10 protein-coding genes are annotated in these 12,486 nt (G+C 62.3%); 8 read left to right on the forward strand and 2 right to left on the reverse strand.

Annotation, left to right across the window (positions count from 1 at the left end):
• The first annotated feature begins 47 nt into the window (after window positions 1-47).
• Complete coding sequence (locus ACLI1P_RS11300; RefSeq protein WP_411708899.1) at window positions 48-1,271, forward strand: lipase family protein; 1,224 nt, start codon at window positions 48-50, stop codon at window positions 1,269-1,271.
• A gap of 3 nt (window positions 1,272-1,274) precedes the next feature.
• On the opposite strand, the gene ACLI1P_RS11305 is transcribed toward ACLI1P_RS11300, so the two are convergent.
• Complete coding sequence (locus ACLI1P_RS11305; protein ID WP_411708900.1) at window positions 1,275-2,108, reverse strand: DUF1266 domain-containing protein; 834 nt, start codon at window positions 2,106-2,108, stop codon at window positions 1,275-1,277.
• A gap of 133 nt (window positions 2,109-2,241) precedes the next feature.
• On the opposite strand from ACLI1P_RS11305, the gene ACLI1P_RS11310 reads away from it, so the two are divergent.
• From ACLI1P_RS11310 to ACLI1P_RS11320, 3 genes are all read left to right on the forward strand, one after another.
• Window positions 2,242-2,802 carry a hypothetical protein gene (locus tag ACLI1P_RS11310; protein ID WP_411708901.1) on the forward strand — a complete coding sequence of 187 codons (561 nt, stop codon included), beginning with the start codon at window positions 2,242-2,244 and terminating at the stop codon, window positions 2,800-2,802.
• Window positions 2,802-3,665, forward strand: coding sequence for a hypothetical protein (locus ACLI1P_RS11315; protein WP_408932514.1), 864 nt, complete (start codon window positions 2,802-2,804; stop codon window positions 3,663-3,665). Before ACLI1P_RS11310 ends, ACLI1P_RS11315 begins: the two co-directional genes overlap by 1 nt.
• 75 nt (window positions 3,666-3,740) lie before the next feature.
• A complete protein-coding gene (locus tag ACLI1P_RS11320; protein WP_296132200.1) occupies window positions 3,741-4,631 on the forward strand; it encodes a cation diffusion facilitator family transporter in 891 nt (296 codons plus the stop codon).
• 148 nt (window positions 4,632-4,779) lie between these two features.
• On the opposite strand, the gene ACLI1P_RS11325 is transcribed toward ACLI1P_RS11320, so the two are convergent.
• On the reverse strand, window positions 4,780-7,557 hold the full coding sequence (locus tag ACLI1P_RS11325) for an ATP-dependent Clp protease ATP-binding subunit (RefSeq protein ID WP_411708902.1): 2,778 nt from the start codon (window positions 7,555-7,557) through the stop codon (window positions 4,780-4,782).
• A gap of 494 nt (window positions 7,558-8,051) precedes the next feature.
• Between ACLI1P_RS11325 and ACLI1P_RS11330 the strand changes: the two genes are divergently transcribed.
• The 4 genes from ACLI1P_RS11330 (at window position 8,052) to ACLI1P_RS11345 (ending at window position 12,433) form a co-directional block, all read left to right on the forward strand.
• Complete coding sequence (locus ACLI1P_RS11330) at window positions 8,052-8,732, forward strand: hypothetical protein (protein WP_296132204.1); 681 nt, start codon at window positions 8,052-8,054, stop codon at window positions 8,730-8,732.
• A 117-nt stretch (window positions 8,733-8,849) separates the two neighbouring features.
• Window positions 8,850-9,518: a hypothetical protein gene (locus ACLI1P_RS11335; protein WP_306508360.1), complete on the forward strand. Its 669-nt coding sequence runs from the start codon at window positions 8,850-8,852 to the stop codon at window positions 9,516-9,518.
• 6 nt (window positions 9,519-9,524) lie between these two features.
• Window positions 9,525-10,958 (forward strand): serine/threonine-protein kinase, encoded by a 1,434-nt coding sequence (locus tag ACLI1P_RS11340; RefSeq protein ID WP_411708903.1) that lies wholly within the window; start codon window positions 9,525-9,527, stop codon window positions 10,956-10,958.
• Window positions 10,959-11,101: 143 nt separating this feature from the next.
• Window positions 11,102-12,433: a serine/threonine protein kinase gene (locus ACLI1P_RS11345; RefSeq protein ID WP_411708904.1), complete on the forward strand. Its 1,332-nt coding sequence runs from the start codon at window positions 11,102-11,104 to the stop codon at window positions 12,431-12,433.
• The last annotated feature ends 53 nt before the right edge of the window (window positions 12,434-12,486 follow it).

A 12,486-nucleotide genomic window follows, 5' to 3' on the forward strand; every position in this document is an offset into this window, starting at 1 on the left:
CGCGAGAAACTGCAGCGCCGTACACGAGAAAGATTTAGTATTGCCTCATGAAACTAGTTTCCCGTGCAGTCCTCGCCGCCGTTGCAGCGCTGACTACCGCTGTTGCTCCTGCCACCGCCGCGGCCGACCCCGGCGCTGTTACCGCCTCCCAGCCCATCTCCCACGCTGCCGCGATGACCGGCGTGCGCGCGGAAAAGATCTCCTACGAATCCACCCTCATGGACGGCTCCCCCACCACCGTCACCGGAGTCATCTACGAGCCTTCCGCACCGTGGAACGGGCCAGGCGAGCGCCCCACCATCATCTTCGCCCCGGGCACCCGCGGGGCGGGCGACCAGTGCGCGCCCTCCAACGCGGACCAGGCAGTGGGCAACCTAGCTGTGGGCCCGGCCCAGCAGGTCACGCTCAACATGAACTACGAGTACGCCTTCTACCAGTACGCTGCGCAGCAGGGCGTGCGAGTGGTCACCACGGATCTCGTAGGTCTCGGAACGCCCGGCCACCACTCCTACGTCAACCACATCGAGGAGGCCCACGCGGTTCTCGACACCGCCCGGGCCACCCTCCGCCACGCGCACGCCCCCGCCAACGCCCCGGTCGGGTTCGCCGGCTATTCCCAGGGCGGTGGTGCGGCGGCAGCGGCCGCCGAGTACGCGGCCACTTATGCCCCGGAGCTCAACGTCAAAGGCACCTACGCGGGCGCACCTCCTGCTGACCTCTTTGAGGTCATGGATGCTGTCGACGGCTCCTCCATCGTCCACGTCTTGGGCTACGCCATCAACGGCTACGCCGAGCGCAGCCCGGAGTTCTACAACGAGATCGTCACTGAGATGAACCCGCGCGGCATGCACTACCTGGCCAGCGCCGCGGACGCCTGTATCGGCGATTCCATCGCTACGTGGGGCTTTACCCGTACCAGCCAGCTGACCAAGACGGGTGAGTCCTTCGGCGAGCTCATCCACCGCAAGCCAGTGGCCGCGCAGATGATGGCGGAGCAGCGTCTGGGCCAACACCCGCTCAACGCGCCCCTGCTGGTCATGAATTCCCCCACGGATGATCTCATTCCCTACGAGCAGGCGCGCACCATGGCCGGAAACTTCTGCGCGCAGGGTGGCAGCGTCCAGTTTGAGGCTGCCGACCCTGTCGATGTCTTCCGCACCGCCGGCGCGAACCACGCGCTGCCGATGGTGACCTCCATCCCGCGCGGCGTGAACTACCTTCTGGAACGCTTCCGGGATGTGCCGGCTCCCACCAACTGCCAGGCTTCCTAAGGCCTAGTGCAAACCGTCCAACGGTGAGAATGGCTCCTCGGCTTGGATGTCATGCAACGGCACACGCACCCAAGGCGAATCACTGTGTGCGAGCAGCTCGGTGAGCCGTTGCGATTGGTCCTTCATCGCAGCGGCGACGTCGGGCTCGCCGTCACTCGCCCAAACCATTCGGCCCCACCAGAAGCTTGCGGCAACGTCAGCCCACGACACGAAGTAGCGCTGCAGCGCCGCCACGGCTTTATCCGAAATCTGAAGGAACTCTTCTGGAGAGATCCAACCCAGCTCCGTTGCCGGGCCACCAACGTTGTGAATTCGGATAATGTCCCATGCGCGCGTAGTGGTGGGCAATGCCGGGGCAGCTGCTTTGGCAAAGCCCTCCGAGCGCAACATCCTTACGAGGTAGCGGAACTTATGTTCTCCACGACGTGGATCCGCGCCTTGGGCAACAAAGAAGTCTTTGAGGAACTCGACCTTTTCCTCCACTTCCGCATCTAGCTCACGCTCGGGGACGTCCTTCACGGCGTATGCGAGCGGCAAAATAAGATCATTTTCCACGTGCTGACTGCCTTCGAGCATGGCATCAATAAACTGGTGCACCTCCTGGGCACCGGTGACGCCATAGCTTTGCTCGAGAAATGATTTGTACTGCTTGGCCGTCCTTGCATTGATGTCCTCTGCCCCTAGCGGGGTCGCAAACGCCTTATTGCTCTTATACATCATTCCCCACGAGTGGCGGCGCACTTCATCTTTGCTCGGCGCCGGTTCCGGCCACGGGAACTTTGTAAGGCGGTAGATCCAAGTATCATCAAACTTTGCTGGCGTGAACGTTGAGCTCATACCCACACAACGTACCGAGGTTTTCTGGCACGGTTCCATGGTGTCCCACCCAACACCCCTATACAGGGGGTGATCTATGCCATAATTCAGCACACCCAGTCACAGTTTTTGATGTGTTGTTAGTCTCGTGTGCATGACAGGACCCCAAATTGCATTGACAGACCGGCCAGATCTCGGTGCCGCACTTAAACGTGCTGGTGATTCCGAGACTGTGCACGCTGCCGCCGCAGCCGTTATAGAAGGCCTTGGTGTCGACGAGATTGTGCTGGAAGCCGCCGCCACGAAAGCAAGTGGGGTGGATGGTGCTGCGTTTGTCACCAACCGCAGGATCCTCGTGACCGCCGATAAGAAGAATCCATCCCATTTTGAGTTCCTTGAACTTGACAACCTGGGCAACGTCACAGTTCTGCCTTACAAGGATGGCTGGGCCGTCGTGGCTCAGCTCTACAGCACGTACAAAGTATGGAGCGGGTTCACGGAAAAGGCCGCGCGTCGCGTGCAGTTTGCCGCCCAGTGGGCCCTGACTGCAGGCAGGGAGGCACGAACGGAGGCCTCGCGCGCGGTGTCTTCGGAGGAGCTCTTTAAGCGATGGAAAGAAAACAAGCATCGCCTCAATCGCGACAGCGTGGAAGCGCGCGTTGAGTCGATGCACTCCCTGTATTCCGACATTGATTCACGGTGGTGGACTGAATAATGAGCCGACTTGCATACCCGGGTTCGCCCGATCACTTTAACGGGGCAGAAGACACATCACACATCAAAGAAGGCCAGGTAATTGCGGATAGTGGCTATCGCCATTTCATCAAGCACGGCTCACTACTAGACCCAGGCGCGGCTTCGAAGAACGCATCGGGCACCGCCTCCCCCTCGTCGAACCCCACCGCGGGCACGTCAGGTACCCACACCGATGGCCCGAAGCAAGGCCTCAGTGTAAAGAAGCAGCTATTGCTCCTTCCGCTAGTGATCGCTGTGATAGTGGTGGTAGCGATTGGCTACGTTGCACTTAAAAACGCGCTCTTTGGTGATAAATCAGAGGAATCTGCTGCTCCCGAACAACCGACCGCTGAGGCGCCTGCCGATTCTGGGGCTTCCAGCGGTGGCACTACCGGCGCGACCGGCGGCGATAAGGCTGGCGACAGTCAAAGTGGCCTCACCCCTGCCGGCCAAACACCTGAGCCGATTGCTGACTTCGTGGAAGCTTGCACGGATTATGAAGTGGTGTTCAGCTACTACGACGCGGATAACTCCCCTGCCCCAGAAGCAATGGGCACCAACTGTTCCGTGGATACTACGAAAGCACCCGAGGTTGGTTACGTAGTCTTCACCGATGACCCTGCCGCCACCGCCGCCGTCCGTGACGGCAAGCCCGTCCTGGACAGCATTGAGATTCCGGCAGAATCAACGCGCGATTCCACGTTCAAGGCACAGCGAGTGGAATCCCTCATCACTGTTCAGGAAATCCTCCCAGATGATAAGGGAATCGTTGAGTACATGATCAAAAGTGATGACCCTGAGGTGGCTAAGAAAGCTCTGGTAGACCTCGGCGTGGCCAAGTAAAACCGCAGCGATTCGCCCGCCACTGTCCATTTTCATTTTATTGTCAATAAGCGCTGGCGGCGATAAGCTGAGTGCATGGCACACGAGCATCACGACCACGATCACTCCAGCACACCGCTGCGCGCGCTCCTGGCTGCCCTCAGTATTACTGGCATCGTCTTCTTCGCGGAACTGATCGGCGGCTGGTTGGCGGGGTCCATGGCGCTGATGGCGGATGCGATGCACATGCTTTCCGACGCCGCGGGGCTCATCATCGCGGTGATCGCAGTGCTGGTGGGACGGCGCCAAACATCAGCCCAGGCCACCTACGGCTATCGACGGGTGGAGGTGCTGGCGGCGCTAGCCAACGCGGTGATGGTGCTGGCGATCTCAGTGTGGATTGTCGTCGAGGCGATGCGCCGCCTGCAGAGCCCGGCCGAGGTACAGGGCAAGGCGATGCTGCTCATCGCGGTAATCGGCCTGGTGGCGAATGCGCTGTCAGCGTGGGTGCTGCACCGACACCGCGAGTCCTCAATCAACGTGGAGGGCGCGTTCTTGCACGTGCTGGTGGATTTGCTCGGCTCGGTCGCGGTGATCGTAGCGGGCATCGTGGTACTGACCACGGGGTTTGTGGCGGCGGACGTAATCGCCTCCCTAATTATCGCCGCAATGGTGCTCCCACGCGCGTGGCAGCTCATGCGGTTGTCAGCGAGCGTGCTGCTCGAGCAGGTTCCAGCGGGCTTCGACGCCAGCGTGATCGAGCCCGTGCTGCGTCGGCTCGAAGGTGTTGCCGACATCCACGACCTGCACCTGTGGAGCCTGGACGGAGTCAACGTTCTCACGACCGTGCACATCGTGCGCGACGGCACCGTCGACACCGGTCCGCTGTTAGATGCCGCCCAGTACGTCCTGCGCGAACACGGCATCGAGCACTCCACCATTCAGATCGAGCCCCCGGAGCACGAATCCCACGAGACGGTGTGCTGATTCCTTTCTAATGGTGGGCGAGCCATCCCGCCCACCGGGCCATCCCGCCCACCGGTCGCGCAAAGAAAGCCCCGAACCGCACGGAGCGTCACTCGCATGCGGTTCGGGGCTAATCCTTATGGTCCCAGCGCGGGGCCCAAGTCAGCGCTTAGAGCGGCTGGCCAGCACCGGCACCAGCCGGCGGCGGATTTCCGTCATCACCATCGTTGTTGTGGGATTCATCGGCGGAGTCGCTACCGGACTCGTCGAGGACATCCGGGGTGACGGTGTCAGGGCCATCGGAATTCGGACCGTGGGATCCTTCATCGATCTCGGTGGCTAGTTCCTCATCGGCCTCGCGCACGGCGGTGTCCTCGAGCTCCTTGTCGAAGGTATCCTCCGGCAGCGGGCGCGGACGCGGGGTGAAGGTGAAGGTAGCCGAGGAGTTATCCTTGGACTCGCCGTCCCAGCCCTCAACGTCCACGGTAATGATTTCACCGGCGCCGATTTCACCGAAGAGGATCTTCTCGGAGAGCTGGTCCTCAATTTCGCGCTGGATGGTACGACGCAGTGGACGGGCACCAAGAACCGGGTCGAAGCCGCGCTTGGCCAGCAGGTCCTTGGCCTTCTGTGTGAGCTCAATGCCCATGTCACGCTCGGAGAGCTGCTTCTCCACGCGTCCGATGAGCAGCTCCACCATCTCCACAATCTGCTCCTGTGTGAGCTGGTGGAAGACCACAATCTCGTCGATACGGTTGAGGAACTCAGGGCGGAAGTGCTTCTTCAGCTCATCGTTGACCTTGTTCTTCATGCGCTCGTACTGAGCGTCCGAGTCGTTCTCCGAGGAACCGGAGAAGCCCAGGCCCACAGCCTTCGAGATGTCCTGAGTACCCAAGTTCGAGGTAAAGATGAGGACCGTGTTCTTGAAGTCCACGATGCGACCCTGGCCATCAGTGAGGCGGCCATCCTCCAGCACCTGCAGGAGAGTGTTGTAGATCTCCTTGTGGGCCTTCTCAATCTCGTCGAACAGAACGACGGAGAATGGCTTGCGGCGGACCTTCTCGGTCAGCTGACCGCCCTCTTCGTAGCCAACGTATCCCGGAGGGGCACCGAAGAGTCGGGAGGCGGTGAAGCGATCATGGAACTCACCCATATCGATCTGGATGAGATCATCATCCGAACCGAAGAGGAAGTTAGCCAGAGACTTCGACAGCTCCGTCTTACCCACACCGGACGGGCCGGCAAAAATGAAGGAGCCAGACGGGCGGCGCGGGTCCTTTAGACCTGCACGGGTACGGCGGATAGCACGGGATACGGCCTTTACGGCCTCCTCCTGACCAATGATGCGCTTGTGCAGCTCTTCCTCCATGTTGAGGAGGCGGTTGGATTCCTTTTCGGTGAGTTTGAGCACCGGGATGCCGGTCCAGTGCGCTAGGACCTCAGCGATCTGCTCCTCACCAACCTCGGCGATCTCCTCAAGGTCACCGGAGCGCCACTGCTTTTCCTTCTCCGCGCGCTCCTCGCCGAGCTTGCGCTCTTGATCGCGAAGGCCAGCGGCCTTCTCGAAGTCCTGAGCGTCGATCGCGGCTTCCTTTTCCTTGCGGACCTCAGCAATGCGGTCATCGACCTCACGCAGGCCCTCCGGAGCGGTCATGCGCTTGATGCGCATACGAGCACCGGCTTCATCCAAGAGGTCCACTGCCTTGTCCGGCAGGAAGCGGTCGTTGATGTAGCGGTCCGACAAGGAGGCCGCGGCCTTGAGTGCCTCATCGGTGTAGGAGACGCGGTGGTGCGCTTCGTACTTATCGCGCAGGCCCTTGAGGATCAGCACGGTGTCATCCAGGGAAGGCTCTTCCACCTTGACCGGCTGGAAACGGCGCTCCAGGGCGGCGTCCTTCTCAATGTGCTTGCGGTACTCATCCAGGGTGGTGGCACCGATAGTCTGCAGCTCACCACGGGCCAGCTTCGGCTTCAGCAGCGAAGCTGCGTCAATCGCGCCTTCTGCCGCACCGGCACCAACCAGGGTGTGAATCTCATCGATGAAGAGAATGATGTCTCCGCGCTGGTTGATCTCCTTGAGCACCTTCTTCAGGCGTTCCTCAAAGTCACCGCGGTAGCGAGAACCCGCCACCAGGGAGCCCAAGTCCAGGGAGTACAGCTGCTTATCCTTGAGCGTTTCCGGAACCTTGCCGTTGACGATGTCGAGCGCCAAGCCCTCGACGACGGCGGTCTTACCCACGCCCGGCTCACCAATGAGCACCGGGTTGTTCTTGGTACGGCGAGACAGCACCTGCATGATGCGCTCCACCTCAGACTCACGGCCGACTACCGGATCAAGCTTGCCGTCCTTCGCAGCCTGGGTGAGGTTGCGTCCAAACTGGTCCAGGACCAGGGAGTTGGAGCGCTCGCCAGATCCACCCGGCGCGGTGCGACCACCCTGGCCGGCACCTGCACCAGCACCCACCGGGCCAGAGCCCTGGGACTGGCCGTTGCCTTCGCCCTCGCCGCCTTCGTAGCCGGAGAGCAGCTGGATCACCTGCTGGCGCACGCGCGGTAGGTCGGCGCCCAGCTTGGTCAGCACCTGGGCGGCCACGCCGTCGCCCTCACGGATGAGGCCGAGGAGCAGGAACTCGGTGCCAATGTACTTGTGGCCCATCTGCAGGCCCTCGCGCAGAGAGAGCTCCAGGACCTTCTTGGCGCGAGGGGTAAACGGAATGTGGCCGGTATGCGGCTGGGAGCCGTGACCGATGATCTCCTCCACCTCACGGCGGACGTCCTCCAGCGAGATGCCCATGGATTCCAGGGCCTTGGCGGCAACGCCCTCACCCTCGTGGATAAGCCCCAGGAGGATGTGCTCGGTGCCGATGTAGTTGTGGTTAAGCATGCGTGCTTCCTCCTGCGCCAAGACGATGACGCGGCGAGCACGGTCAGTAAACCTCTCGAACATTACCTCTACCTTTCGCTATTAATGTGTCACCCACTCTAACGCGCGCGGACGACACTCCTTCCACTGTTTTCCTTCCCACCGGCCCCAAACCCCGATAATTTCCCCGTTTTAGCTGCTCACAGCACTGTACGCCGGTAGCGAACAGGACCAGCGCGATGGTCAGCATCCGGAGAGACCTTCCCCACTATTGGCTGAAATTATGGACACCCCTGATACTGTTAATGGCGCTTTTCGCTCCCTACCGAAGAGCTGCCTTCTCTCTCACCTAAGGAAATGGCTCTCATGCCTTTCAATGGCAAATTCCTCGACGACCTCCCCACATCCTCGGCAGCGTTCTAGCCATCCTGACCTTGCTAGGGACGATCTTCGGCGTCACGAGCCTGGCGTCGTTCTTCTAGTACCCTTCGAGCTTCCCTCTAGTTTCTCCGCCTCCCCTGCAACGCCCGTGCAGTAAACTTACTGCTGTTACGTCAGCGAGGGAGGAGTCGGTCACGATGCAACCACACCACGGCGCCCTGCTGGTCAATGACCTCATTGGCCATACGCGCCTCCTCGATGTCTCCGAGTCCGCCACCCTGGGCCGCCAGGGCGATATTCTCCTAGCCTCGGACGATCCTGCCATGCACCGCACCTTCCTCCAGGTGTGGTCCAACGGCGCGCAGTGGTTCATCAAGAACATCGGCGGTTTTATCGCCGCCACCATCCAGCCGCCAGCCGCGTGCGGCTACGGCCGGGCCATTGTCAGCCCCGGCAGCATCGAGGTCCTGCACCCGGGCACGTCCACGGTGTACTTTTCCACCGCCACGATGAACTACGAGTGCGAGCTCACGGTGATGCAGCCCCTGCGCAGCCCGGAGCCCAGCCTCCCGCCGGACGGGCCTTTTACCACCCATGTCTTCGAGCCGAACGAGGAGCAATGCCTCCTCCTCAAGGCCCTGGCCCAGCCGCTGCTGGACAATCCGGCCGCGGAGCCGCGCGTGGCCGTGGGCACCCAGCGCGAGCTGGCGGAGTCTTTGCACTGGACTGAGAAGAAGGTGGAGCGCAAGATTCAGACGCTGGCGGAAACCTTGCAGAAGCTGGGTGTTCCGCAGTTCCAGCCGGGCCAAAAGATCTCGTGGCGGATTGTGCTAGCGCAGTTCGCGGCGGCGCACCCGCAGTACTACGCCCACCTGTAGCACCCCCATATAAGCGAAGAGAAATATCTTATTCTCTTCTAACTACAACACGCATGCTGTTATTCTTTGACTACTTCTGTTTCTGCTTCTCACCGCTGCAAGGATTAGTCGCTCCGCATGTCCGCCTTAGCTTCCCTGCGCCTGCTGGCCCCTGTGGGCCTAGCGCTGGTGACGCTTTCCGCGTGCAGTCAGACTGCGGAGAAGGACGCGGCCGATGATGCCCCGAAGTTTACGGTGAGCGGCACCACCACTCTGTCGGCCCGTCCGGCATCAGGAGGCAGCCCCACAGACCCCAGCCCGGAACCTGGGAACGCCTCCCACCTGCGCAACGAGGACGGCACCTACATGCTCACCGAAAAGCTCCCAGGCCCCGGGGCTGTAGACGAGATCGTGGCGAACTACTCCGGGCTGGAGAATTTTGGCTACCAAAACCTGCGCGCAGAGCTGGATAACCGCGGCTTCGATTCCGTGGTCAGCGGTTCCGCGCCCACCGGGGTGCTGCAGTGGGCAGTCGGCGGCATTTTGATTCTCAACACCCAGGCGTTGAACTTAAGCGGCGACGAGGCAGATTTGGAAAACAACGCCGAATGGCACGTCGCGGTGCTCGACACCGACGGCCACAACCACCTCAACCAGTCCGAGGATACCGAGTTCACCTGCTCCTTCGGCGTGTGCACCCTGGCTGCTGAGCTGCACGACGCAGGCAGCTTCAACGCCGAAATCACCATCCGCCAGGCTGGCTACGAGCCGTTTGTAATCCGCCAGCCCATCCTCGTCGCCGAGTAAAACACCATGACCGCCCAACCCACCGCCTCCGGCTTGCCCCTGGATCTGGAGCCTGAGCTCACCGCCAAGGGCTATTCACAGTTCCACCAGATCGGGGCCGGCGGCATGGGCACCATTGTCTATGCCCGCAAGGAGAGCCTTGACCGCGAGGTGGCCATTAAGGTCATTGCCCAGCACGCGGCCGGCGACCAGGAGGAGGTGCGTCGGTTCATGGCGGAGATGCGCACCGTGGCAGCACTGGAGCACCCGGCTATCGTGCCGATTTATGACGGCGATATCACCCCGGGCGGCGTGCCGTACTTCGTCATGAAGTTTCTCTCCGGCCCCAGCCTGGAGGCACTGCTCAACCGCCGCATTCTGGAGGGATCTAAGTTCACGGTTGAAGGAACCGTGCAGGTGCTCCGGCCCATCGCGGAAGCACTGGACTACTTGGCGGATCTGCCGTCCCCGGTGATTCACCGCGACATCAAGCCGGCGAACATCATCGCGGATGACTGCACCGTGATGCTGGCGGATTTCGGCATCGCCCTCAACGGCGAGAACACCCGCCTGACCCGGGAGGGGCTGCGCGTGGGCACGGATGCCTACATGGCCCCGGAGCTCTACCCCACGCAGTTGGCGCAGCAGCCGCCGCAGCCCACTGCCGCGAGCGACCGCTACGCGCTAGCACTCATCGCACTGGAGATGCTCACCCTGGTGAATCTGCGCCGGGCTACCAGCCCCCAGCAGTGGACGCACAGCCGCGTTATCCCGCAGCTGGCCGCGCACAACCTAGCGGACAAGGATGCCCCGCGGGCCGCCGCACTCAACGCCTTCTTCGCCACCGCGCTGAACCCTGACCCGCAGGCACGCTTTGCCACCTCCGCCGGGATGATTGAGGCGCTGGCAGGGGTCGGTGAGGTGGGGGCCGGGGAGGCGTCGCCAAGCACGGCATCCTCCGTCCCCGTCTCCGTCGCGGAGGCAGGCCACAGTTCCCAGCGCCGGCGCCTGACCCTCCTCGGCGGTGCTCTGGCGGCGGTGCTGTGCCTCGTCGGTATCACCGGCGCCCTGGCGCTTCGCGGGGCCGGGTGGGACGAGGAAGATTCCACCCTGGCGCAGGAATTCCCCAACCTGCTGCCTACCCACCCCGGCCGCGGACCGTGGAAGAACCTGGATTGCCGCTCCGTGGAGCCGGAGGAAGGACAGCGCTCGCGCATCCTCTGTGAGGGTGGGGACCTGATCCTCGTGGCCGCGGACTTCGGCACCGAGGACAGCCGCAACGAGATTCTGCCGAGCGTGATGGAAGAGCTCATCAGTGAGGCGTGCACCATCACCTCCGCAGAGATCCCCAACCAGCCGGGTACTTGGGGTGTCTACCCCACCGGGGTCTCCGCGCGCTTCGCTTTTGTCCTTGCCGGCCCGGACGCGGAGCAAGCCCGCCTCAGCATTCCAATTTGTTGAGGTTAAAGGGCTGTCCCGGGGTTGTCTCCGGCGCTGATTCACATAAGATGTCAGTAGCACTCGAGCATTCGAGCACCCGGCCGCGCGCCCCGCTGCCTCTCTTGCACACCCTGCCTCCTATCTCCCCCAAAGGATTTCCCACCGTGTCTTTGCTTCCCCAGTTCTTCACCACCCGGCACCAACTGCGCGAAGTAGCGGTGCTGGACCAGGGCTCGGAATCGTCCCTCTTCCTCGTAGAAAAGCCCAACGGCGAGCAGCTACTGGTGGAGCTGTTCAACGCCGAGACCCGCGGCGCCGTGCAGGAGGCACAGAACGGCAACCAGCCACAGCACCGCTACATCGCCCCACTAGACGGCGGCGGCACCACGGACGACGGGCAGGAGTTCCTTGTGCGCCGCAGCATGCCGGGCGAGCAGCTGTCTAACTACACGGCGTCGGGAGTAGGCGCGCGCCACCTCTCCCCGCGCGAAGCCCAGTCGATCTTCGGCGCGCTGGCCCAGAGCGTGGACCTCCTCCTGGAGCGCAACCAGGCCGGCTACGCGCTGCGCGCGCTCAACCCGCGCCGCATCGTTCTCACCTCCAACCGCTCCAGCGGGTACTTCGCGGCGGTGGGCCCGGTGGCGCACGACGCGTCCTCGGAGGAGGTTATCGACCGTTTTGCCCAGCTCGTCTCTGCAGCCTGCCCGTCTTTCAGAAACGGCGGGAACTATTCCAGCGCCGCTGCCGTCGTCGAGGCCTTGCGCACCGGCCCCACTCAGCAGCCCCACGGCTTTGGCCAGGCGCAGCAGCAGTCACAGCCGCAGCAGTACATGCCGCCGCAGCAGCCGATGCCGCAGCAGCAACAGCAGAGCAGCTTCGGACACCCGCAGCAACAGATGCCGCAGCAGGGCTACGGCCAGCAGCAAGGTTATGGCCAACAGCAGAGCTCTGGCCAGCAGCAGTACTACGCGCAGCAGGACCAGAAGCCACAAGACCAACAGCTACAGGGCACCGCTGAGCCGGCCAAGAAGAAGTCCAAGACTCCGCTCATTGTCGGCAGCATCCTCGGCATCCTCGCACTCATTGCGGTGGCGGCCGCGGCATACTTCTTCCTGTCCAAGCCCTCCTGGAGCGACGAAGAGCAGAATCTGGCGGAAGCCTACCCGCAGCTGGTGAGCGACCGTCCGGACGGTCGGGCTTTTGCCGATGCCAAGTGTTCCCCCCGCGAACCGGAAGAGGGCCAGACTGCCAAGATCACGTGCGTGGGTGAGGACTTCTCCTACTCCGTAGCAGGCTACGAGGATGTGGATCAGCGTGCGGCAGCCGGGCCCGATACTGAGGGCGAGAAGCTCTCCAACGGCCAGTGCACCATGCGCAAGTACACCGTGTCCGAGGACGACAACACGTACTACCTCGCCGTAGAGGATTCCCCGAACGCCCTCCTGGTGTGGGGCGAGGCTGCTTCGGAGCAGCTCTACACTCTGCCCGTGTGCTAAACCTGTTATGTCCATAGGGTTTTTGGACATGGAGTCCGGTGTCTTCTTGGACA

Origin of the sequence: Corynebacterium tardum (assembly GCF_046717785.1) — a bacterium.
Lineage (GTDB): Bacteria > Actinomycetota > Actinomycetes > Mycobacteriales > Mycobacteriaceae > Corynebacterium.

Excerpts from the sequence above, each read along its gene's own strand:
- ACLI1P_RS11315 (WP_408932514.1), top strand. The coding sequence starts at position 2,802 with ATGAGCCGACTTGCATACCCGGGTTCGCCCGATCACTTTAACGGGGCA.
- ACLI1P_RS11300 (WP_411708899.1), top strand. The coding sequence starts at position 48 with ATGAAACTAGTTTCCCGTGCAGTCCTCGCCGCCGTTGCAGCGCTGACT.
- ACLI1P_RS11320 (WP_296132200.1), top strand. The coding sequence starts at position 3,741 with ATGGCACACGAGCATCACGACCACGATCACTCCAGCACACCGCTGCGC.
- ACLI1P_RS11310 (WP_411708901.1), top strand. The coding sequence starts at position 2,242 with ATGACAGGACCCCAAATTGCATTGACAGACCGGCCAGATCTCGGTGCC.
- ACLI1P_RS11340 (WP_411708903.1), top strand. The coding sequence starts at position 9,525 with ATGACCGCCCAACCCACCGCCTCCGGCTTGCCCCTGGATCTGGAGCCT.
- ACLI1P_RS11335 (WP_306508360.1), top strand. The coding sequence starts at position 8,850 with ATGTCCGCCTTAGCTTCCCTGCGCCTGCTGGCCCCTGTGGGCCTAGCG.
- ACLI1P_RS11330 (WP_296132204.1), top strand. The coding sequence starts at position 8,052 with ATGCAACCACACCACGGCGCCCTGCTGGTCAATGACCTCATTGGCCAT.
- ACLI1P_RS11305 (WP_411708900.1), bottom strand. The coding sequence starts at position 2,108 with ATGAGCTCAACGTTCACGCCAGCAAAGTTTGATGATACTTGGATCTAC.
- ACLI1P_RS11325 (WP_411708902.1), bottom strand. The coding sequence starts at position 7,557 with ATGTTCGAGAGGTTTACTGACCGTGCTCGCCGCGTCATCGTCTTGGCG.